The organism is Streptomyces sp. NPDC001549 (genome assembly GCF_042894025.1).
Classification (GTDB): Bacteria; Actinomycetota; Actinomycetes; order Streptomycetales; family Streptomycetaceae; genus Streptomyces; species Streptomyces kutzneri.
This window is the reverse complement of record NZ_JBIAVJ010000032.1, coordinates 77,262-98,184: the sequence shown is the minus strand read 5'-3', so window position 1 is coordinate 98,184 and position 20,923 is coordinate 77,262. Positions and strand designations below refer to the sequence as shown.

Sequence of the window (20,923 nt, the reverse complement as noted above, 5' to 3'; positions counted from 1 at the left end):
TCGGGAGGGACAGGCCCGGTGCCTGTCCGGCGTCCTCCATCCAAGTCGCCCAAGGAGTCGGAGAACATGCAGAGCAGCATGCAGAGTTGGCGTTCGGCGCGCCGCCCGGGCTCCGTGCTCCGTCCGTACACGTCAGGCAGCGGCGGTCACCATGGCCTGGCAGCGGTTGCTCGACGCGGTGTCACCGATCGACTCGAAGACCTCTGCCGCCCGAACGTAGGCACGGCGACTCTCGTCGGTCAGGCCTTCTTCGGCCAGTAGCGAAGCCAGCGTTTCCAGGGCGTCCGCCTGACGGTAGTCCGACGCCCGGAGCTCGTCCACGAGGCCGATTCCCTCGTGGAGCGCGGTGATCGCCTCCGCACGACGGCCCAGGCGCCCTAGGCAGGAGCCGATGCGTAGCAGCGCCAAAGGCCGACTGTGCACGACGACGCTGGGTGTCATCCCTGACTCGGGGTCGTTCAGCACGGCGATAAGGCCGAGGTAGCGCTCCAAAGCCTCGGCGTAGCGCCCGTCGTCGAAGAGGCACTTGGCGATGGCGGCGTTGCTCTGGATGTAGGAGTTGATGTCGCCGATGGTCTGGAACATCTCGGCTGCCCGGGAGGAGGACTTGATGGCCTCGTCGTGTCGGCCGAGCAGGAGGAGTGCCTCAGCGGTGTACTCGTGTGCCCAGGCGATCTGCGCGGTGGCGTCGGCCCGGGTGGCCAGTTCCAGCGCCTCGGCCGCGTACCGCAGGATGGCCTCCGGGTCACCCGGAGGCACCGAGTGGACCCAGGCCAGATAGTTCAGCTGGGTCGCTTGGTGTGCCGGGTCGCCGAGGGCACCGGCGGCCTGAGCTCCCAGCGTGAAGACCTCTTGCCAGTGCGGGCTGTGCGCCCACCGGTCGGAGAACCAGTGCATCGACTCCGCGCAGTCGAGGACGAGAGAGCGCCGGCGGCTGTCTCCCGGGGCCCGCATCGCACCCAGCCAGTTGTCCACGTTCACCCGCAGCCACTCGTCGGCCTCTTCCGCGGAGGAAAGGACGGCGAGATCGGGGTCGGGCCGGTCGGGACGGCCGTAACCGGGCTCGAACCACCGCCCGGACATCGTCGCCATCCGCAACAGCCACGAGACCACCCGTTGCATCAGCGCCTGTCGCCCGGCCGCGGACTCCTCCTGCGGGAGACGGTCGCGGGCGAACAGGCGGACGAGGTCGTGGAAGCGATAGCGGCCCGCGGCGCCGTCCTGCAGCAGACCAAGGTCGACGAGCTCGTCGAGGGCGTCCCAGGCTTCTGCGATCGGCATCCCGCCGGCGACGGCCGTGAGAGCGGCGTCGAAGTCCCGGCCGGGTATCATGGCGAGGTTCCGGAACACCCGGCGCGTGGAGTCCGCGAGCTGGTCGTACGACATGCCGAAGGCATTGGCGATCTTGAGGTCGCCTGCCTTGAACTGGTGAAGTCGGCGCTCCTCGTCGGCCAGCCGGGCTGCGAGTTGAGCTGCGTCCCAGTCGGGGCGGCTGAGCAACCGGTTGCCGATGATCCGCAGCGCCAGGGGCAGACCCCCGCACAACTCGGCGAGCCGGGTGAGCGTCGATTCCTCGTCGTGCGCGGATCGTTCGCCCAGGATTCCGGTCAGCATTTCCGTGGACTCCGGCAACGGCAGGGGGCCCAGGGCGAGTCTGCGGACCCCCTCCAGACCCGCCAGCAACCGCCGCGTGGTGATCAGCGCCCTGCTCGCGCCGCCTCCCGGCAGCAGCGCACGCACCTGCTCCTCCGAGGCGGCGTTGTCGAGGATGACCAGGACACGCTTGCCGCTCAGCAGCGACCGGTACAAGGAGGCGCGTTCGTGGGGATCGCCCGGGACGTGCTGGTCGGCGACACCGAGTGCGCGTAGCAGCAGCCGTAACGCGTCATCGGCGGTCAGGGGCTGCTGGGACATGCCGAACAGGTCGAGGAACAACACCCCGTCGGGAAAACTCGGCCGCACGGAATGCGCGGCGCGGACGGCGAACGTGGTCTTCCCCAGACCGGCGGAGCCGGTGACGAGCCCCACCACACCCACACCCGGCGCACTCTCCGCGTACACCAGCTCGCTCAACCAGATCAGTTCCTCAGTGCGACCCGTGAAGTCCTCGACGGAACGGGGAAGTTCGCACAGGCCGCCGCTCCGCCGCGTCCAGTGGTCCCGCAGCCGCCCGTCGCGCGCCAACTCGATCAGCCGCTCGCGACCACCCTCGTCCAGCTTCAGCGCGTCCGCCAGGGCGGTCACGGTCCGGGCCTGAGGTCCCTTGCTCCGTCCGCGCTCCATGTCCGACAGGGTCCGGGCGCTGACGCCCGAGACCTCGGCCAACTGCTCCAACGTCAGCCGCGCCGCGCGGCGATGACCACGCAGCACCTCCCCGAAACCAGGTCCGTCCGTCTCACCCATGGAGTCGCTCCCGATCGGCGGCGGTGCCAGGGAACGTCCAGGACGAGTCGGCGTTGACCTGGGACACGGTGGCCCGGCCCAGCTCCTTGTAGCGGATGGCGATCCTCTCGGCTTGTTCCTCGGGCAGGGCCCCGCCGTGTTCCTCGGCCCGTGCGATGATCTCTTCCGGCCCCAGGTTCCGGTTGGCCAGCACGATCGCGTTGACGGCCGGCCGGCGCATCCGGTCGTAGCGGCGGAGCGCGGCCACGGGGTCGTCGTCCCGGGCCAGGCACCAGGCCAGGACCCGGGTGTCGACGATGGACTGCGATCCTCCGTTCATGCCCATGGGGAACATCGGGTGCGCGGCGTCGCCGAGCAGGGTGACCCGTCCGAAGCTCCAGCTCGGCAGGGGATTACGGTCGAGCATCGGGTACTCGAAGATCGCCGAGGAGCGCTCGGCGAGCGCTGCGAGGTCGATCCACGGCAGGTTCCAGGACGAGACCCCGGCGCGGGCCTCCGTCGCCGTGACGCGACGGCCGGCGCCGTCCGGAGCCGGGGCGGACGGCGCAGACGGCCGCGGTGCACGGAGTACTGCGGCCAGCGGTATCCGGCCGCGCGTCCCAGCAGCTCCTCCCAGACCACCTCGGCCGTCCGGTCGTGGTAGCTCAGCCCGTGTGGGGGCAGCGCGACGGATTCCAGCTCGCCGTCCAGGCCGAGTTCGGAGAGTTCCCGGACGGCGTGCGGCAGCAGGTTGATTCCGACGCCGACCGCCTCGACCTTCCGCGCCGCTTCGTGCAGCCGCAGCTCGAAGCCGGCGGCGTGCAGGCTCAGGGCACAGGTCAACCCGCCGATACCGCCGCCGACGACGGTCACTTTCATCGGTCTGTGCTCGCCCTTCGCCGGGGCCACGGGCATGGCCGACAGTCTCGTATCACCCTCGGGACATGGGCCGCGCACGTCCAATGCACAGTGGTGATGGCAACGGTCACGATCAATGATGACACCGGGGCCAGTCGCGCAGGGCACCCACGGACTCGGTGGGCAGTCGTCACAACCCGGGTGTCTGACGGTGTAGTTGCCAGTTTGGCGGTCATGGAGCTCCGTACGCTTGAGTACTTCGTCGCGGTGGCGGAGGAGCGGTCGTTCACCAAAGCGGCAGCCCGCTGCCATGTCGTGCAGCCCGCGATCAGGCGATGGGCGAGGTGCTCACGGGTTCAGGACGGCCGTTCATCACCGCCTCCGGGACGCCTGCGGAGCCCGGCCGCGCAGCGACCGAAGCCGATGGGCGAAACCCCGGCCGCGGCCCGGCCGTCGGCCCGCAGGTGCGGGCCGCTACCTCCGAGTGGATGCTCTCCCTTGCCTCGCGCGGCGTCCGCTCCTCGGTCGTGCGCCTGCCCCGGACTGTTCACGGCGCCGGGGACAAAGGCTTTGTTGCGGCCCTGCTTCGCATGGCGCGCGACAAGGGCGTCTCCGGTTACTTCGGCGACGGAACCAACCGCTGGCCCGCGGTGCACCGCCTTGATGCCGCCGACTTGTTCCACCGCGCGCTGGAGGCGGCCCCGGCGGGATCGACGCTGCACGCCGTCGCGGACGAGGGCGTGCCTCTCCGCGGCATCGCCGAGGCCATCGGCCGCTACCTGAACTTGCCCGTGGTCTCCGTCTCCCCCGCGGACGCGGGCGAACACTTCACCTGGCTGGCCCCGGTCCTCGCGGGCGACCAGCCGGCCTCCAGTGCGCTGACCCGCGAGCTGATGGGGTGACAGCCGACGCAGCCCGGGCTCATTGAGGACCTGGGCAAGGGGCACTACTTCGGCTGAGCATCCCCGCCCGGCTCCATCCGCTGCCCGCCCCGGGATTCCATGGGCGCGAACCGGCGGCAGCCCCCCATGGCCACGCGATGCGCCGGTCCGGATCCGAGCCGGCCGGCACCGGAAGGGGGTGGGGTGTCGCAGCACCGCCCGATCCAACGCCAAACGGATAGGTCATCCGGATCTGCTATGTTGGCGTCAACCGGATAACTCATCCACATAGACGGAACGGGTCATGCGATGAAGCAGACAGCGGTGGTCACGGCAGGAACAGCAGGGATAGGCTTGGAGACCGCCTTGGGGCTGGCCGCGGCGGGCTTCGCGGTGACCGTGGTCGGGCGTGATGCCGAGCGCGGCGCCCGTGCGGTCGAACGGATCAATGCCGCGGCGCCGGTGAACCCCGCCCAGTTCCTGGCCGCCGACCTCGCCTCTCTCGATGCGGTCCGCGCTCTCGCCGACCGGATCGCCGCCGACGGCCCGCTGGCGGTGCTGGTCAACAACGTCGGGGCGATGTTCGCGGACCGGCAGGACTCGGTCGACGGGATCGAGGCGTCGTTCGCCGTCAACCACCTCTCGCCGTACCTGCTGACCGAACTGCTGCTGTCCGCCCTGCAATCGGGCGCGCCGAGCCGGATCGTGAACGTCACCTCGGGCGCGGTGGGCGTCGCCAAGCGCGCCTTCGACGCCGTCGAGCCGCCCGGCGGCTACTACGGCTTCCACTGGTACGGCCGCGCCAAGCTCGCCAACCTCGCATACACCCTGGAACTGGCCGGCCGGCTCGACGGCACGGGCGTCTCGGTCTTCGCCGCGGACCCCGGCGGCGCCGCGACCGACATGACCAACGGCACCATGAACGACCCGAAGATCGTCTCACCAGGGCTGCGACTGCTCTGGCCGCTGGTCCGCCGGAAATTCGAACGCGCCACCTCCGGCCCGGCATCCGTGGCCGCCAAACCCTCGATCTTCGCCGCGACCGACGGCTCGCTGACAGGCCGGACCGGCATCGTCATCGGACCCCAGGCGCATCCGGTCGCCCGCTTCCGCCCGGCAACCGATCCCCGCATCGCCGAAGCCGTCCGCCACCTCAGCCAGCGCCTCGCGCCCCTCACGGCCGGGTGACGAGCTCCGTGGCCCACACGCCATGGAGATTCGGATGGGCTATCCAGTTAGGCTTCCCCCATGACGACCGCCCCCCTACGCAAGGACGCCGCCCGCAACTGGGAACGGATCGTCGCCGTGGCCCGCACCCTCGTGGACGAAGGCACACCGCTGCAGCTCAACGACGTCGCCCGCCGCGCCCAACTGGGCGTCGGCACCGTCTACCGCCACTTCCCCACCGCCGAGGCGCTCCTGGAGACCGTCGCCACCCCCTGCCTGGAGGCACTCGCCGCCCACGGCGAGCAGGCACTGGCCGACGACAACCCCCGGAGCGCCCTCGCCGGCTTCCTGGCCCTCACCATCGAAGCGCAGGTCACCGACGCCTCCCTGGCCACGGTCGCCGCCGCGACCACGGACACCCTGCCCCGCACCACCGAACTGAAGCAGACCCTGTGGTCAGCCGGCGCACAGCTGCTCGAACGCGCCCGCGACGCCGGGGTCGTGCGCCCCGACCTGACCTCCGGCGACCTGGTCCCGCTCATGTGCGGAATCGCCTACGCCGCGAACGTCCACAGCAACCCCTCCACCCGCGTCGAAACCGCCCGCCGCTACCTGACCACCCTCCTGGAAGGCCTGTGCACCCCGTACTCGCATGGCGACTCCGCAGCTACAGCGGACAGCGCCAGCGGCAAGACGGCACGCCTCACGGGGTAGTCGGGCCGGCCCGGCTCTGCCCCGCTGCTTGAATTCGCGGGCCATTTCGCGTTTGCGCGCTCGGCCGAATCGGTCGGAGGGGTGTGGGGCAGAGTGGTGCGCATGCCATCGCTCTCGCTGCGGATTATCGGCCGCGATCTCCCGGGTCGCCGAAGCGGAGCTCGGGCTGACGGACCCCTGCGGCATGCCCGTGTGCGCTACGGTGCGCCCGCCCGGCACCACCTGGAGCTGAGCGGACGCGGGCTCCCGTGGCGTGGCCGGTGCCGCTGGAGGAGATCCGCACCTCGCGGGTATGCGCTTGCGGTACCGACTGCGGGGTGGAGGGCTCTCGTTCGCCGTCGCGGGCAGCGCCGCCTCGGGCGGCAGGCGAGCGTGCCGCCTGTCAGCCGTCGAAGCGGTGGCGGGAGGCGTCGATGTGTCCGAGGTACCGGTGGGTCCTTCGCACAGGCCGTCGATCGTGACTCGCAGGGCCTGGCCCGGCTCGGTGAGGGTGTACTCGACCCGTGATCGACGTCTACCGGCAGGTGTCGGTCTCGACTGGGTCGAGGCTGGTCTTCATCGCCGGGCAGGTCGCCTGGGGCGCCGGCGGCGTCACGGTCGGCGAAGGCGACCTCGCCGCTCAGGTCGAGCAGTGTTACGTCAACATCGCCACCGCGTTGGACAGGGTCGGTGCCTCCTTCGATGACGTGGCGAAGCCGACCGTCTACGTCGTCGACTGGACCTCCGACAAGATGCCCCTGCTGCTGGAGGGGATTGCCCGGGCGGGCAAGAGGCTGGGCACCACACCGGTTCCGCCGGCCAGCCTGCTGGGCGTCGCGGCACTGGACGTCCCCGAGCATTTGGTCGAGATCGAAGCCACCGCTGTCCTCGACTGAACAGGCTTGATTCGCCGGGGGGCCCGGGCTCGTCCGCGCGCAGCGTTAGCGGACATCTGTTGATTCGCGGTTGCGGGCCCGCCGGGCCCGCAACCCTTTGGGGCATCCGGTGCCCGGCCGCCGCGCGGCGCGTGCACGGGTGCGGCACGTTCGGGATATCTCTGGTCGCAGGCGGCGGTCGGCCCGGCCGCCACGGTCCGGAAAGACAGGTGGCAGGTGGCTGTCCAGCCCGTTCCCGAGGGATATCCGCGCGTCACGCCGTACCTCTGTATCGACGGAGCCTCGGCCGCGATCGACTTTTACGTCTCCGTGCTCGGCGCACGGGAGCGGATGAGGATGGCCGCACCCGGAGGCAAGGTCGGCCACGCCGAGCTGGAGCTCGGAAGCTCGGTCATCATGCTCGCGGACGAGTACCCCGACATCGGATTCCGCTCACCGAAGTCGGTGGGCGGCACGCCCGTCACCCTGCACGTGTACGTGGCAGACGTCGACGCCGTCTTCGCCAAGGCCCTCGCCCGGGGCGCCACCGAGCTGCGGCCGATCAAGGACGAGTTCTACGGCGACCGCACCGGCCAGTTCGAGGACCCGTTCGGACACCGCTGGAACATCGCCACGCACATCGAGGACGTCCCGCCGGACGAGATGGAGAAGCGGTCCGAGGAAGCCATGCGCTCTACGGAGACCACGCCGGGCGGCGAGTGAAGGATCCGCCCGCTTCCCCGCCGGAAACGGCTGGTGGAGTCGACCGACGCGGACGGACCGCTTGAGGGCTGTCTCTCCAGTGGACTTTCCGCGATTGGCGGAAGATCGGCTTCCGTGGTGGGGCGGACCGACTCACAGTGGAGGGACGAACCAATCCTGTGAAGGAGGGCTGTCCCTCATGCCGGCGGAATCCGAGGATGCCGTCGCCCTCGGTCATGTGACCGAACGGCTGTTGAAGGCATTCACCGGCCTTGATCCCCGGATCGTGCGGGGTGCGGTCGACACTGCCTACGCCGAGCTCCGGTACGCCCGGGTGCGCACCTACCTTCCGGTCCTGATGGAACGCCGCGCCCGCGACCTCCTTGCCGCGACGGACGCGGAGTAGGAGCATGGTCTACGCGTTATGGCCGCCTGCATCCGCTGGCACAACGCACACGCCGAGCCGAAAACCCGCTTCGTACCCGAGTCACCCATCCGGCAGTGGCCGCGTATCCGGCCAAGGCTGCCCACGCGGCGATCGCCGATCAGGTCGCGGGCGCTGCATTCGGCCTTCCAAGTCGGCAGAATCCTGGCCGACCTGGACCTCAAGTCGCACAAGGTCCGCGGCTGGCTCACCCGCCGCGACGCCCCCCGACCCTTTACCGCCTTCCTGGACCATCTCGGCCGGCTCCTGCCCCGGACCAAGAACATCCATGTGGTCCTCGACAATGGTTCGCCCCACACTGCCAGGCACACCAAGGCGGGGCTCACCGCCCACCCGCGCTGGCACCTCCAGTGGACCCGGCCGCACGCTTCCTGGCTCAACCAGGTTGAACCCGTTTCAGCCGCCAGCAGATCGTCCCGCGTGCGCTGACCGGCCTCGCGGCGAAGGTCCGTTTTCTCTGGCCTCACGATAGAACTCAAGCGACTCCCGGCTCTCGGCGCGACGCCGGGCTCCTAGGGCGAGCGCAGAGGTGGTTCGTGCCCGCGTGATGGCGGCGTGGAGGGCCTTCGGGTCGTCCGCGTGCAGTCCTGTCGTCAGCGAGGACGTCCCGTACCTGTTCGAGGCGGAGCCCGAGCATGAGCCCAGTGCAGACCCTGACGCTGCGGCAAGGTCAAGGTCGGTTCGAGCAGCGGGCGGCGCCCGGCGTCCCGGCTGTGGCGGAGGGGGCCGGGAGGGCCTCTGTGGTCCCTTGACCTTGCCGCGACGTCAGGGTCTGTACTGAGTGGCATCCCGGCCCGGAGCAATCACCGAGCTCGCGGGACGGTCCCCCAGAGAGGACATCGAGATGACCACCGCGCCCGAGAAGAACATGACCCTGCTGCGCACCGCGTACCAGGCGGTGGAGAGCGGCGACCTCGACGCGGCCGAGATGATGCTGACGGAGGACTTCATCGCCAACGTTCCGGGCAACCCCGCGCCGCTGGTCGGCCGCGACGTCTGGCGCCTGGGCACGCAGGCGATGAAGGACGCCTTCCCCGACCTGAAGATCAAAGTCCAGGACATCTTCGGCGCCGGCGACAAGGTCACGGTGCTGCTCCACTTCGAGGGAACACATCGGGGCGCGTTCCAGCAGATCGAGGCGACGGGCCGGCAGGTCAGCTTCGGAAGTATCGAGGTCTACCGCATCGAGGGCGACAAGATCGCCGAGGAGTGGGTCGCCCCGGACATGATCAGCCTGATGCAGCAGATCTCGCCCGCCGCCGTTCACTGACCCAGGCCGGGCCGTGATGAGGAGCCGGAGTACGCCGGAAACGTGCCGTACGCAGTGCGGGGAGTGCCCCGGCCTTGTCGGACGCGGGGTGAGCGGCCTCGATGGCCTGCGGGGATGTGTGAGCAGACGGGGCGGGGCAAGGCTCCGGCCCCGGTGGAGCAGGTTGCTGCGGCGAGGGCCGCGCTGGGGCTGTATGGCGGGGAGAACACCTCGGAGGAGCACGCGGAGGAGGCGGCCCGGCTCGGCGGTGGCAGTTGGAGACGGCCCGCGAGCCGTTGCAGAACGCGATGGACAACGCCGGGCTGCTGCTGAACATTCTCAGGTTGGTGGGCCTGTAGGGGGTGGAACACAGCTGGCCCTGGCACCGCTCCAACCGCAGGGCGTCAGGGCCGAGCCGTTGATGCAGGCGCTCAGCAGTGCCCCGGTGGCAGCAGCAGGGCAGGGCGCTCGGACATGGACCGCCCGGAAACCATCGACGAGACCGCTCAGAAGATCACCACCGTCGGCGGGCACGGCGTCCCCGTCCGTGCCGACCACAGCGGTCCGGAGGACGTCCGTGCCCTGGTCGACCGGATCGCCGCCGAGCAGGACGGCCAGCTGGACATCCTGGTCAAGTCAACTCCGTCCGGGGCGGCGGTCCGCTGACCGACTGGGAGCACCCTCTGTGTGTGGGGGCAAAACGCCAGCAGCAATGGGAGCAGGGGCGGCCTGAAGCGAGCCGGGCGCCGAGTTCTGTCCGCACGGCTCCGCCAGGCCCCCGCATCGAGTAGCGATCTAGCATGAAAGGCAAGGCTTCATCTCCAGGCCCGCGCCGCAGAGGCAGGGAGGCCGTCATGGCGTTCGACACGACCGGTTTCGAGCAGGCCGACAGCAGCCGTTACATACCGATCCCCGAACACGGCCTGATCGGCGATCTTCGAACGACCGCCCTGGTCGGCACGAACGGCACCATCGACTGGTACTGCTGCCCGCGCTTCGACGCGCCCAGCGTGTTCGGGTCCATCCTCGACGCCGACCGGGGCGGCTCGTTCGAGCTGGCCGCCGAGGTCCCGACCCGCACCAGGCAGTTCTACTTCCCCGACACGAACGTGCTGATCACGCGGTTCTTCGCCGCGGACGGCGTGGCCGAGATCCAGGACTTCATGCCCGTGGTCGACGAGTCGCGCGAGGCGGCCCGGCACCGGCTGATCCGGCGGGTGATCTGCGTCCGCGGAACCCTCCCCTTCAGGGCACGGATCGCCCCGCGCTTCGGCTACGGCACCGAAGCGCACACCACGCACCTCGAAGGCCACACGGCGGTGTTCCGATCCCCGTCACTGACGCTCGCGCTGACCGCCACCGCACCCCTGGAGAGCGACGGCCTGGACGTGTGGTCGCACTTCAAGCTCCTCGAAGGCGAGTCCAACGTGTTCGCCCTCGACCAGATCGGCGACGACATGGCCCCTCGGTCATGTCCACGCGCCGAGGCGCAGGAGCAGGCCGAGGCGACCGTCCGATTCTGGCGTCACTGGCTGGCGGGGTCGCGCTACCACGGGCGGTGGCGGGAAACGGTGAACCGCTCCGCGCTGGTGCTCAAGCTGCTCACCTACGCCCCGACCGGTGCGATCGTCGCCGCACCGACCACCAGCCTGCCCGAGCAGATCGGCGGCGAGCGCAACTGGGACTACCGCTACGTCTGGGTCCGCGACGCCGCCTTCTGCGTCTACGCGATGCTGCGCCTCGGGTTCACCTCGGAGGCCGAGGCGTTCATGGGGTTCCTCGGCGAGCGCGGCATCATGTCCGGCACCGGTGCGACCGGCCCGCTGCAGATCATGTATGGCATCGACGGGCGCAGTGAGCTGCCCGAACACGAGCTTCCGCACCTGGAGGGATACCTCGGCTCCGCACCGGTCCGGGTTGGCAACGCCGCCACCGGCCAACTCCAGCTGGACATCTACGGAGCCCTGATCGACTCGATCTACCTGTACGACAAGTGGGGACAGCCGATCAGCAGCGCCCGCTGGGACGAGGTCGCCGCGATGGCGGACTGGCTCTGCGAGCACTGGGACCAGCCCGACGAGGGAATCTGGGAGACCCGCGCGGGCCGGCGCAACTTCGTGTACTCGCGGCTGATGTGCTGGGTGGGACTGGAGCGGGCGATGCGGATGGCGAACCGCCGCGGCCTGCCGGCCGACCTGCCCCGCTGGCGGGAGTCCCGGGACGCGATCTACCGGCAGATCATGCAGCGCGGCTGGTCGGCCCAGCGGGGCGCGTTCGTCCAGGCCCTGGACGACCATGTGCTGGACGCCTCGCTGCTGATGATGCCGATGGCCAAGTTCATCTCGCCCACCGACCCCAAGTGGCTCTCCACCCTGGACGCCCTCACCACGGACCTGGTCTCCGACTCGCTGGTGTACCGCTACGACCCGACCGCCAGCCCGGACGGCCTGCACGGCCCGGAGGGCACCTTCTCGATCTGCTCCTTCTGGTACGTCGAGGCACTGGCCCGCGCAGGCCGGCTGGAGGAGGCCCGGCTCGCTTTCGAGAAGATGCTCACCTACGCCAACCACCTCGGTCTGTTCGCCGAGGAGATCGGCCCGACCGGCGAACAACTCGGCAACTTCCCCCAGGCCTTCACTCACCTCTCGCTGATCAGCGCCGCCTTCAACCTCGACCGCGCGCTGGGCTGACGCAGCATCACCGCCGGGAGGTGGCCGCCCGGGAGCGGCCCGGAGGCTTGTCCAAGGCGCAACCGAGGTGATTCTCCGGCCCGCTGGGCCGCCGGGTCTCGGTCGAACGCCCACGGCTGCCTGAAGGAGCTGGCAGCCGAGACGCAAGTGGGTTGCCCGGCCAGGGTGGTCGTATCACCAACCAAGCACACCGGGTTCGTGCCTGGGCTACGGCCGTTGGGTCGTTTCGGCCGTGGTTGCGAGTGTGTCGATGCAGTCCACCGCGGTCATCCTTGCTACTGTCCGCTTCGCCCAAATCGCCCGCAAGTGAATAATTCGCGCCCGCTGGTGGCCGAGAGGAAACGGACCATGAACGACTTTTCCCGTCGTAAAGTGCTCAAGGCGACGGCGGCAGCCGGTGCCGGTGCGGTCGTCGCGCAGGGCCTCGCGGCCACCGAGGCCCACGGTGCGAGCGCCGTGAAGGAGGCGTCCGCGAACGCGGAGTGCCCGCCGGCGAAGCTGACCGGCCGCATCGTCCGCCCCGACGACGCCGGGTACACGGACGCCCGCCTCGGCTGGGACCAGCTCATCTCTCGCTATCCGCTGGTCATCGTCTTCGCCCAGAACACCCAGGACGTGGTCAACGCCCTTACATGGGCACGGCAGAACGACGTCGCGCTACGGGTCCGCAGCGGCCGCCACAACACTGAGGGCTGGTCGAACATCGACAACGGCCTCGTGATCGACATCAGCGAGCTGAAGTCGGTCCGCATCGACAGCGCCGCCCGTGTCGCGACGGTCGGCGCCGGACTCAACCAGCTGGAAGCGGTGACCACGCTCGCGGAGCAGAACTTCGCGGTGACGACCGGGACCGAAGGCAGCGTGGGCCTGTCCGGGGCGACACTCGGCGGCGGTCTCGGCTTCCTCACCCGCTGGATCGGCATGGCCTGCGACAGCCTGATCGGTGCCGAGGTCGTCGTTGCGGAAGGCGCTGAGTGCGCCAAGGTGGTCAAGGCCGATCTGCACAACAACCCGGACCTGCTCTGGGCGCTGCGCGGAGCCGGGAACGGCAACTTCGGGATCGTCACCTCACTCACCTACAAAGTGGCCCCACTGAGGAGCGTCACGTATTTGCAGGCCACTTGGGACGGAATCGGCGACCTGTCCAGGATCTTCGAGGCCTATCAGCGTACTGCGCCGTACACGGACGACCGCCTCGGCACCCAGCTCGAAATTCACCGGAACCAGATCCTGCTGTTTGGGGTCCTCGCGGAAGGAACACCCGCGGAGGCGAAGAAGCTGCTGGCCCCGATCCTGTCGGTCGACAGCCCCCAGGTGTCGGTGCAGGTAGGGAACTGGGGCGACGTGTACGCGGGCTTCCAGATCCCGATCGCGGACGAACCCGCGAACTGGAAGTTCTTCTCGCAGTTCGCCAGAAAGCCGTTCCCGAGGAAGGCGATCGATGTGATCTCCTCGTTCATGCGGGACGCGCCCACGGACGACAGCAACTTCTTTGTGCAGGCGTTCGGCGGGGCGGTCAGGAAGAGCCCCCGCGGCGGCACGGCGTTCCCGCACCGCGACGCGCTCTTCTACTCCGAGCCCGGCGCCGGCTGGGGGACCCGCTCCGACCAGCCGGGCGTCTGCGACCCGCTCACCCCGCAGGCCCAGGCTTGGATCGCCGAATTCAGCCAGGCACTGCGCCCCTACGTAGACGGTGCCTACGTCAACGTGGCGAACATCGGCATGCAGGACTGGGAGACCGCCTACTGGGGATCGAACTTCGACCGACTGCGCACGATCAAGGCGGAGTACGACCCCCACAACGTCTTCAAGTACGAGCAGAGCATCCCGCCCGCGTCCTGCTGAACGAACAGCCCTGAGCCCCCTCCCGACCGGCGAGGGGGCTCAGCCACGACCTACCCGTCCTGATGGAGTGGCCACGCTGTTGCAGGACGCCTGTAAACCTCATTGAAATGGTTGATTCAGTCAGGCAGGCGCCATTGCCGCAAGACTTTCCTGCCAGTGCGGAGCGCAGGCGATCGATGGCCCGGGGGCGGTAGCGGACGAGGTCGGTGCGGCGGATGGTTGAGGATCTCCAGCCCAAAGGGCCTCATCGGCCGACCGCATGAGCCTGCGGTCCCTGCGCATGCCGACCTCGTCGGCGATCACGAAGGCGTCACGGGCGTCGGTCTTGCCCTCGCGGCAGTATCCGTTGCCGGCCCGGTTCACGACGCGGCAGGCAATCCAGAGTCTCGTGTCCAGCCAGCAGTCAGGAGGAGTGCAAGTTCGCCGTCCTCGCGGTCGCCCGCTCGTTCTGGTGCGCTTGTGGTGCGCTCCGGCGTCTTTGGCTGCTGCGGTCATACCCGCAGAGACTCCCAGCAGCTTGGCGATCGAGGTGATCAAGCGGCATGGACGCCCGATCCGCACGAGGCGCTGGTGGCCATGGGTGAAGACGACTTCGTCATCGTTGAGGGGACCCTGATCCCCGCCGACCGGGTCGCCGCGGACGAGCCCTACTGCTCGATGAAGCACAGGAAGCGCGGGATGAACGTGCAGGTCATTGCACGCCGGGCGGCACACCCCTGTGGTTCTCCCGTGCGCTGTCCGGACGCACCCACGACCTGACCGCGGCCCGCGCCCGCGGCATCGTCCAGGTCTGCCTCACCCGGCAGATCCTCATCCTGGCAGACCGGACCGACCAAGGCGCCGGCGCCACCGTCCGCACTCCCTGCTACCGCCACAGCATCCAGCCCCCGCACCACCAGCAGTACAACCGAGACCACGCCCGACCCCGAGCACCGGGCGAACGCGCCTTCGCACTGCTGAAAACCTGGCGCGTCCTCCGTCGGACCCGCTGCCCAGCCAGCCGCACCAGCCGCATCGTTGCTGCGGTCCATACCCTCCTCACCTGCGAAAACACAGGATGAAAAAGGTTCAGTGAGACCTCTTCACGCCTGAACCATCACAGCTCGGCTTTGACGATCGCGATCAAGTGATCATTTACATGCAAATCGCGACAAATGCAAGAACGTCGGCAGATCGGCGTGGTTGACCTTGATCTCGACATATCCGACATTACGCTGCCGCTGTTGATCAGCGACGTCGAAAGGGATGCCCGTGCCTCTCAAGCCCAACCATGGCCGCACGTCCGCCACGCAGTCTGTGCTCCCACGCCTGAAGTACCGCGCCGGCCGACACCTGGGACGGCTACGGGCCGTCGCCGTGGCCGGAGCCCTGCTCGCCGGGCTGAGTCCGGTGGCGGCCGCTGCGCCGCAGACCGCCGCCGTGACAGGGCACAAGGGCGATCCGACGCAGTACTGGAACAAGGTCCTGCTTCAGACCTTCCGCAATGCGCGGGGCTGGGACGCCTCGCCCGGCAAACTCTCCAGGTCCGGGGCGATGGTCTTCGCGGCGATCTACAACGCCGAGAGCGCCTATCAGAACACGTACGGAACCTTGAAGTACCAGCCGTACCTCAACCGGCCGCTGAAGTACGCCAGCGAATCGTCGGAGCCGGGTCGGGACGAAGAGGAGCGGCTGATCGACCGTACGGCGTACCGGATGATCTCCGAGCTGTACCCGGGCGACAAGGACTACATCGACGCCCGGTACGAGGCCCGGACCGGCCGCTCCCCCCACGCCTACGAGCCCCTCGACCGCCTCGTGGTCGACCGCGTGGTGAGGCAGATCAACAAAGCCCGGGCGGATGACGGTTCGGACAACCCGGAGCTCTACGACGGCGACACCACCACCCCTGGAGCCTGGCGGCCGACGGGTGAAGAGGCGACGGATGACGAAGGGGCCTGCAAGGAGCCGAGCGACGCGGTGACCCCGAACTGGGGCAAGGTGAAACCGTTCGTGCTCCGCTCCGGCTCGCAGTTCCGGCCTCCCACCCTGCGAGGCTTCACTTCCTACGACGAAATGTTGGCCAGCCCGGAGTACGCGCGCCAGGTCGACGAGGTGCGACGGGTCGGTGCCGTCGACTCCACCGAGCGCACCGACGATCAGACCGTCGTCGGCTGGTTCTGGAACCACGACCTGAACGGCACCTACCACCCCCCGGGGCAACTGCTCCAGCTGACCGGGACCGTCGCCAAGAAGTTCAAGCTCGACACGTACGACACCACCCGCTTGTTCGCGCTGTCGGCGCTGTCGTTGGCGGATGCCGGGATCGCAGCCTGGGACAGCAAGTTGGACAGCCCGATCAACGAGTGGCGCCCGGTGTCCGCGATCCGGGCGACGGGCGGCGCGAACGCAACCTGGGAGCCCCTCAGTGCGGACCGCTCGGGGGCACCGTGGACCCCGTGCTTCCCCGCCTGGACCTCTGGGCACGCCAACTTCACGGCTGCGTGGGCAGGCGCGATGCAGCACTACTTCGACCGTGACGACGTCTCGTTCACCGCACACTCCGAGGACCCGCACACACTCGTTCTGTCCCGCCAGATGAACAGCTTCAGCCAGGTCGCCCAGGAGGGCGAGTTCAGCCGACTCTGGCTGGGCGTGCACTTCCGCTGGGACGCCGAGGACGGGAGGGAGATCGGCACCAACGTTGCCGACTACGTGTTCGACAACGCGCTCCAGCCGACACGACCGGGCCGTCCTGATCAGCGGTGAAACGGCACCGTGGCCCACGCCGGCCGGATCGGCCGGCGCCCCGGCTCAGAGGTCCTGACAGAAGCTGTTGATCATGTGACTTCCGAACCGGACCGCCAAGCCCTGTGCGGGATCCTGTTCGTGCTGCATACCGGCATGCTGTTGAAGAAGCTGGACTGGTCGCGGGCGGTGATCGACTCCTCCCACGTCAGGGCCGCTCGACGGGGCCCCCAAGCGGGCCCAGCCCGGTCGACCGAGCACGTCCAGGCAGCAATACCCCCTCATCGTCGACGGCCAGGGCATCCCACTGGCCGTGTCGCTGACCGGTGGGAACCGCAACGACGTCACCCAGCTGATGCCGCTGCTGAACAAGATCCCGCCGGTCGCCGGCCTCGTCGGCCGGCCCCGCAGACGACCCGACACCCTCCTGGCCGACCGCGGCCACGACCACCACAAGTACCGCCGCCTGGTCTGGGCGACCGGAGTCAAACCCGTGATCGCCCGCCGCGGAGTCCCACACGGCTCCGGCCTCGGCGTCTACCGGTGGGTCGTAGAGCGGACCATCGCCTGGCTCCACGGCTTCCGCCGACTACGGATCCGGTAGCTCTGCAGGCTATGGAGGACGCCGGGGAGGAGGCTTTCCATCTTTGCGCCGCACCGCAGCGGAGCGGCAGCCCGCGAGGCCTGACGTCTCCTTCGCTGCTGACGCGGCGATTCCCGGAGACGCCGCCCGCCAGGCTGGAGCTGTCGGCGCGGTCACGATCGCATCCAGATCTCTAGAGTCGCCGCGTCACGCTGCGGCTGCGGGTCAGGGCAGCCGGGTGCGCGGCCCGCAGCGTGCGGTAGACGGCGGTCGCGAAGTCGTCCTCGTGCAGGCGAAGCACGGCCCGCAGATTCGGCTCGACGGTGCGGGCGTACAGGGCGGCCTCGATGTTGGTGGTGTCCGAGCTGGTCAGGGCGAGCAGGGAGTGCGCCCGGCCGATGCCTGCCGCGTGCGCTCCACCGCGCGCAGCAGGAGGCCGTCGGCCTGGACCACCTTGCCGGTACTCGCGACGGCGCTGGCGGCCAGCGCGGCCGCGGCCGTATCGGCGTCCGAGAGCACGGTCGTCGAGGAGTCCAGCTCCCGCAGGTCGATACCCGGCTCCGCCACCATCGCGGCCTGGTCCAGGAGCTCCTCCAGGTGCTGGCCGAGCTCGCGGTTGTAGAGCCGGATCACCAGCCGCAGCCTCGGGTTGAGCCGGCGTGCCACCAGGGCGGCCCGGACGTTGGTGTCGTCGTCCTCATAGACGAGTGCCAGCGCGGCGGTCCCGGCCACCCCCGCAGCGGCCAGTACCTCCTCGTCCGGCTCCGCCGCGTCCAGGATCTGCAGTCCCGCACGGCCGGCGGCCCGCCGCCCGCGGTCCGTGCCCGTGGCAGCGGGACCCGCCCCCAGCAGGCCGGGCCCCGGTACCCCAGGGGCGCGGCCGACGCTCGGCTGAGTGTCGCGGGCGGCGGGCGCTACCAGCGTTACCCGCTCCTTGTAGACCTCCCGCAGCTCGGAGGCCGGCCGACGGGCCAGCCCGTCGTCACCGCACACGATCATCCGCCCATCAGGGGCGGGCTGTTGAGGCTGCACCGATATCGAAGACCCATCCGGGGGAATCAACGGCCTGGAGCGCACCGCGGGCGCGTTGTGCGGCGAGACATGGGGGATGACCGCTCATGAACACCGGGCCTGGAGCAGCAGCTCTTACGCGCAGGCGATGCACACCCCGCAGCGCACGCTGTCCCTGCGCGATGCGGAGGGCTGGCACTTCCCCCTGGACCTGGAGCGGTGGTGTGGCCGGGCGGACGAGGCCGACCGGACGGTTCTGCGCCGGTGCACCGGCCGGGTGCTGGACATCGGGTGCGGCGCCGGCCGGCTGGTCGAGGCGTTGACGGGGCGGGGCCGCCAGGTCCTCGGCATCGACGTCTGTCCTTCCGCCGTGATCACGACGGTGTGCCGGGGAGGGTCCGCAATGAGCAGGTCCGTCTTCGATCCTCTCCCCGACGAGGGCGGGTGGGGGACGGCGCTGCTGATCGACGGGAACATCGGCATCGGCGGTGACCCCCGACGGTTGCTCCGCCGCGTCCGGGCCCTCGTGCACCGGGAAGGCATCCTCCTGGTGGAGGTCGCCGCCACTGATGTGGACGAGCGCCGCCGCGTCCGTATCCATGCCGGGCAATGGCCCGTAAGTACCGTCTTCCCATGGGCCGTGGTCGGCGCCGCGGCGCTGAACCGCCAGGCAGCGTCGGAGGGATGGACCGAGGCCGAGCGGTGGACCAGTACTGGGGGCCGTCACTTCGTCGCGCTGCGGGCCTGCCGCTGAGCCCGGCTCCGGCCCCATGTCCGTACGATCAGGACCATGGCCGAGGCGGCGAACAGCGCGGCGGTGATCAGCAGCCACCGGGCCAGGAAGCCGTCCGCCGGGAGGGCGGTCGCGGCGGTGTAGTGCCCGACCTGTTCCAGGATCAGCGGCCACCAGACCAGCAGCAGGACACCGGAGACGAACCCGGGAACGCGGACGTAGTTGACGCTCACCGGTGGCGTGGACCGGCCGTCGTCCGGGCCCCGGGTGAACAGGGCCTGTGCCGCCCGATCGGTGAGCGAGTACAGGGGGAGCAGTACGAGGTCGTGGAGGAGGGCCGCGCCGACGAACCACATGGCCACGCCGACGGTGTCGCCCTCGAACAGGCGCAGTCCGGCGTAGAGGGCGAGGGCGAAGGAGGCCAGGACGAGGAGCAGGTGCAGCGGGGAGGCGCCGTAGCGGCGGCGGAAGGCCGTCGGAGCGCTCATGCCGGCTCTCCGAACGTCAGGCGGGTGACCCATTTGGTGTTGTGCACTCCGGGTGCCCCGGGGACGATGATCCGCGCTGGATAGCCGTGGTCGGCGGAGAGGGTCGCCCCGTTGACCCGGAGGGCCAGGAGCGAGCGGCTGTCGCGGACCTGGTTGTCGCGCAGCACGGCCGAACGGAAGGAGCCGCCGCGCTGTACCGACTCCACCAGTACCTCGGGCGTGCGCACGCCGAGCCCTACGAGGGCGGCCAGTTCGGTGAGCCGGACCCCGCTCCACTGCTGGTCGGTGGTGGACCAGCCTTCCACGCAGGCGATGGGCAGGGCAGCCTCGTGCTGCGTCATCGCCAGCAGCTGCCGGTAGGTGATATCGACCTGCCGTCCGGGGCCGCGTACCGTCAGCCGCCAGGCGGGACCGATGTCGCTGGGCCGGATGCCGACCGAGGCGGCGGTCTTGTTGATCTGGAAGCCGTTCGGGCCCGAGCCGGGGTTCCGGCCGTGCGGTGCCAGCAGCGCGGTCTGCCGCCACCACCCGCCGATGCTCTGCCCCGCTGTGACCACCAGCAGCGCCACCGACCCGAGCCCGACCATGGCCAGGGCGCCCCGGCGGGAGATGGTCGGCGCCGCGGGGCTTGGCGCGACCAGCCCGACCGCTTCCTCGCTACCCGCCGCAGGCTCCCCGCGTCGTGACCGTACGGCCCGCAGGGCCCTGGGCAGCCGGAAGGCCACGTGGACGACGAAGGCGCCGATGAACACCCAGGCTCCGTAGAAGTGCAGGGTGTAGAAGGAGCCGGGGAAGATGTAGTGGAGCTGTACGTTGAGGATGCCGGTGACGAATTCGAAGCCGGCGCCGCCGACCAGGAGGAGCAGGGACAGGCGGTCGACGGCGTGGCTCACCGAGCGGATCGGGGGCCACTCGAACAGCTTTGGAATGACCGACCACAGCTTCGCCAGCAGCACGGGCACCAGCACGACCCCGAGCGTCACGTGGACGCCCTGGGTCAGCCGGTAGAGCCAGTACGGTGACGTCGGCCAGGAGAACAGGTAGAAGCCGAGCCACCCCTTGTCCGGAGTCTGATCGTTGACCGCAGCCAGATCCGGGTTGTAAGCGGCGTACGACAGCAGGCCCGTCACGAACAGCACCGTGATTCCGAACAGCAGGACGAGCCCGAACACCGCGGTCAGCCGCGGGCCGCGGAGAGGGCTGCGCCAGAACTCCGGCCGCGCCGGCCCCGGGGGAGGCCCCGCAGACCCTGCGGACTTCACGAGCGCACGCAACCGTGCCACCGGCCCGGGCCTCGTCACCTCGGCGGCAGCAGACTTCCCGGGCGTGGCGGCCCTCCCCGTCCGGTCATCGTCCGACGCGCCGTCGGCGCTCCCGGACGCGTGACCACGCGGGCGCCGTGGGGTGCCGCCCGGCGGCTGCCCGCTGCCGCTCTCACCCATAAGGAATCCTCCGCCCACAGCGTTGCCGAGCCCACCGGACAGCCACTCTCACCGAGAACATCCAGATCAGAGCCGTACAGCACGCGTGACACGGCCAGATACGCCCTCCTGGGCCTGACGAGGGAACCTGTTGACAGGTCATAGGAAGCGAC

General features: G+C 69.7%; 17 protein-coding genes and 7 pseudogenes. 17 read left to right on the top strand and 7 right to left on the bottom strand.

The window, feature by feature from the left end; translation table 11 throughout:
* Positions 1–132: 132 nt before the first annotated feature.
* Together ACFY04_RS37320 and ACFY04_RS37315 are read right to left on the bottom strand one after the other, a co-directional pair.
* The gene (locus ACFY04_RS37320) at positions 133–2,403 is read right to left on the bottom strand and encodes a helix-turn-helix domain-containing protein (protein WP_389124182.1); all 2,271 of its coding nucleotides are present in this window, start codon (positions 2,401–2,403) and stop codon (positions 133–135) included.
* Positions 2,396–2,809, bottom strand: a complete 414-nt coding sequence (locus tag ACFY04_RS37315) for an FAD-dependent monooxygenase (RefSeq protein WP_389124179.1) — start codon at positions 2,807–2,809, stop codon at positions 2,396–2,398. Before ACFY04_RS37315 ends, ACFY04_RS37320 begins: the two co-directional genes overlap by 8 nt.
* A 548-nt stretch (positions 2,810–3,357) precedes the next feature.
* Here ACFY04_RS37315 and ACFY04_RS37310 point away from each other — a divergent pair.
* The 5 genes and pseudogenes from ACFY04_RS37310 to ACFY04_RS37290 all read left to right on the top strand — a co-directional run.
* A pseudogene (locus ACFY04_RS37310) lies at positions 3,358–3,531 on the top strand (hypothetical protein); the annotation flags it as partial.
* Positions 3,532–3,572: 41 nt separating this feature from the next.
* Positions 3,573–4,142 (top strand): annotated as a pseudogene (locus tag ACFY04_RS37305) (3-beta hydroxysteroid dehydrogenase); the annotation flags it as partial.
* Positions 4,143–4,430: 288 nt separating this feature from the next.
* Entirely contained in the window at positions 4,431–5,309 is an 879-nt protein-coding gene (locus ACFY04_RS37300; RefSeq protein ID WP_389124177.1) for an SDR family NAD(P)-dependent oxidoreductase, read from the top strand.
* 60 nt (positions 5,310–5,369) lie between these two features.
* Entirely contained in the window at positions 5,370–6,002 is a 633-nt protein-coding gene (locus ACFY04_RS37295; RefSeq protein WP_389124174.1) for a TetR/AcrR family transcriptional regulator, read from the top strand.
* Positions 5,941–6,234 (top strand): DUF5990 family protein, encoded by a 294-nt coding sequence (locus tag ACFY04_RS37290; protein ID WP_389124171.1) that lies wholly within the window; start codon positions 5,941–5,943, stop codon positions 6,232–6,234. Before ACFY04_RS37295 ends, ACFY04_RS37290 begins: the two co-directional genes overlap by 62 nt.
* A gap of 150 nt (positions 6,235–6,384) precedes the next feature.
* Here ACFY04_RS37290 and ACFY04_RS37285 read toward each other — a convergent pair.
* Positions 6,385–6,506 (bottom strand): annotated as a pseudogene (locus ACFY04_RS37285) (transcriptional regulator); the annotation flags it as partial.
* Here ACFY04_RS37285 and ACFY04_RS37280 point away from each other — a divergent pair.
* The 11 genes and pseudogenes from ACFY04_RS37280 to ACFY04_RS37230 all read left to right on the top strand — a co-directional run.
* Entirely contained in the window at positions 6,506–6,877 is a 372-nt protein-coding gene (locus ACFY04_RS37280) for a RidA family protein (RefSeq protein ID WP_389124169.1), read from the top strand. The pseudogene ACFY04_RS37285 and the gene ACFY04_RS37280 overlap by 1 nt on opposite strands.
* Before the next feature lie 216 nt (positions 6,878–7,093).
* Positions 7,094–7,579: a VOC family protein gene (locus ACFY04_RS37275; RefSeq protein ID WP_389124166.1), complete on the top strand. Its 486-nt coding sequence runs from the start codon at positions 7,094–7,096 to the stop codon at positions 7,577–7,579.
* A gap of 178 nt (positions 7,580–7,757) precedes the next feature.
* Complete coding sequence (locus ACFY04_RS37270) at positions 7,758–7,964, top strand: three-helix bundle dimerization domain-containing protein (protein ID WP_389124164.1); 207 nt, start codon at positions 7,758–7,760, stop codon at positions 7,962–7,964.
* Between the two features lie 18 nt (positions 7,965–7,982).
* The gene (locus ACFY04_RS37265) at positions 7,983–8,432 is read left to right on the top strand and encodes a transposase (protein WP_389124162.1); all 450 of its coding nucleotides are present in this window, start codon (positions 7,983–7,985) and stop codon (positions 8,430–8,432) included.
* Positions 8,433–8,847: 415 nt separating this feature from the next.
* Entirely contained in the window at positions 8,848–9,273 is a 426-nt protein-coding gene (locus tag ACFY04_RS37260; RefSeq protein WP_389124160.1) for an ester cyclase, read from the top strand.
* Between the two features lie 453 nt (positions 9,274–9,726).
* Complete coding sequence (locus tag ACFY04_RS37255; protein WP_389124158.1) at positions 9,727–9,918, top strand: hypothetical protein; 192 nt, start codon at positions 9,727–9,729, stop codon at positions 9,916–9,918.
* 188 nt (positions 9,919–10,106) lie between these two features.
* Complete coding sequence (locus ACFY04_RS37250; RefSeq protein WP_389124155.1) at positions 10,107–11,942, top strand: glycoside hydrolase family 15 protein; 1,836 nt, start codon at positions 10,107–10,109, stop codon at positions 11,940–11,942.
* Between the two features lie 348 nt (positions 11,943–12,290).
* On the top strand, positions 12,291–13,787 hold the full coding sequence (locus tag ACFY04_RS37245; RefSeq protein WP_389124153.1) for an FAD-binding oxidoreductase: 1,497 nt from the start codon (positions 12,291–12,293) through the stop codon (positions 13,785–13,787).
* 543 nt (positions 13,788–14,330) lie between these two features.
* Positions 14,331–14,848: pseudogene (locus tag ACFY04_RS37240) on the top strand (transposase family protein); the annotation flags it as partial.
* A 190-nt stretch (positions 14,849–15,038) separates the two neighbouring features.
* A complete protein-coding gene (locus tag ACFY04_RS37235) occupies positions 15,039–16,535 on the top strand; it encodes a vanadium-dependent haloperoxidase (RefSeq protein ID WP_389124150.1) in 1,497 nt (498 codons plus the stop codon).
* 90 nt (positions 16,536–16,625) lie between these two features.
* Positions 16,626–17,115, top strand: a pseudogene (locus ACFY04_RS37230) (transposase); the annotation flags it as partial.
* 298 nt (positions 17,116–17,413) lie between these two features.
* Here the strand turns inward: ACFY04_RS37230 and ACFY04_RS37225 are convergent.
* Both ACFY04_RS37225 and ACFY04_RS37220 read right to left on the bottom strand, forming a co-directional pair.
* A pseudogene (locus ACFY04_RS37225) lies at positions 17,414–17,470 on the bottom strand (hypothetical protein); the annotation flags it as partial.
* Positions 17,471–17,508: 38 nt separating this feature from the next.
* Positions 17,509–18,096 (bottom strand): annotated as a pseudogene (locus ACFY04_RS37220) (NAD-binding protein); the annotation flags it as partial.
* A 109-nt stretch (positions 18,097–18,205) separates the two neighbouring features.
* Here ACFY04_RS37220 and ACFY04_RS37215 point away from each other — a divergent pair.
* Positions 18,206–18,862, top strand: coding sequence for a class I SAM-dependent methyltransferase (locus ACFY04_RS37215; protein WP_389124147.1), 657 nt, complete (start codon positions 18,206–18,208; stop codon positions 18,860–18,862).
* Here the strand turns inward: ACFY04_RS37215 and ACFY04_RS37210 are convergent.
* Together ACFY04_RS37210 and ACFY04_RS37205 are read right to left on the bottom strand one after the other, a co-directional pair.
* Positions 18,832–19,329 (bottom strand): hypothetical protein, encoded by a 498-nt coding sequence (locus ACFY04_RS37210; protein ID WP_327363446.1) that lies wholly within the window; start codon positions 19,327–19,329, stop codon positions 18,832–18,834. The two genes, ACFY04_RS37215 and ACFY04_RS37210, sit on opposite strands and share 31 nt — an antisense overlap.
* A complete protein-coding gene (locus ACFY04_RS37205) occupies positions 19,326–20,771 on the bottom strand; it encodes a molybdopterin-dependent oxidoreductase (RefSeq protein WP_389124146.1) in 1,446 nt (481 codons plus the stop codon). The genes ACFY04_RS37210 and ACFY04_RS37205 overlap by 4 nt, the downstream gene beginning before the upstream one ends.
* Positions 20,772–20,923 lie beyond the last annotated feature (152 nt).

Bases quoted from the DNA above. Each gene is read 5' to 3' on its own strand.
- ACFY04_RS37320 (WP_389124182.1), bottom strand. From the start codon at position 2,403: ATGGGTGAGACGGACGGACCTGGTTTCGGGGAGGTGCTGCGTGGTCAT.
- ACFY04_RS37315 (WP_389124179.1), bottom strand. From the start codon at position 2,809: ATGCTCGACCGTAATCCCCTGCCGAGCTGGAGCTTCGGACGGGTCACC.
- ACFY04_RS37300 (WP_389124177.1), top strand. From the start codon at position 4,431: ATGAAGCAGACAGCGGTGGTCACGGCAGGAACAGCAGGGATAGGCTTG.
- ACFY04_RS37295 (WP_389124174.1), top strand. From the start codon at position 5,370: ATGACGACCGCCCCCCTACGCAAGGACGCCGCCCGCAACTGGGAACGG.
- ACFY04_RS37290 (WP_389124171.1), top strand. From the start codon at position 5,941: ATGGCGACTCCGCAGCTACAGCGGACAGCGCCAGCGGCAAGACGGCAC.
- ACFY04_RS37270 (WP_389124164.1), top strand. From the start codon at position 7,758: ATGCCGGCGGAATCCGAGGATGCCGTCGCCCTCGGTCATGTGACCGAA.
- ACFY04_RS37265 (WP_389124162.1), top strand. From the start codon at position 7,983: ATGGCCGCCTGCATCCGCTGGCACAACGCACACGCCGAGCCGAAAACC.
- ACFY04_RS37260 (WP_389124160.1), top strand. From the start codon at position 8,848: ATGACCACCGCGCCCGAGAAGAACATGACCCTGCTGCGCACCGCGTAC.
- ACFY04_RS37255 (WP_389124158.1), top strand. From the start codon at position 9,727: ATGGACCGCCCGGAAACCATCGACGAGACCGCTCAGAAGATCACCACC.
- ACFY04_RS37250 (WP_389124155.1), top strand. From the start codon at position 10,107: ATGGCGTTCGACACGACCGGTTTCGAGCAGGCCGACAGCAGCCGTTAC.
- ACFY04_RS37245 (WP_389124153.1), top strand. From the start codon at position 12,291: ATGAACGACTTTTCCCGTCGTAAAGTGCTCAAGGCGACGGCGGCAGCC.
- ACFY04_RS37215 (WP_389124147.1), top strand. From the start codon at position 18,206: ATGACCGCTCATGAACACCGGGCCTGGAGCAGCAGCTCTTACGCGCAG.
- ACFY04_RS37210 (WP_327363446.1), bottom strand. From the start codon at position 19,329: ATGAGCGCTCCGACGGCCTTCCGCCGCCGCTACGGCGCCTCCCCGCTG.
- ACFY04_RS37205 (WP_389124146.1), bottom strand. From the start codon at position 20,771: ATGGGTGAGAGCGGCAGCGGGCAGCCGCCGGGCGGCACCCCACGGCGC.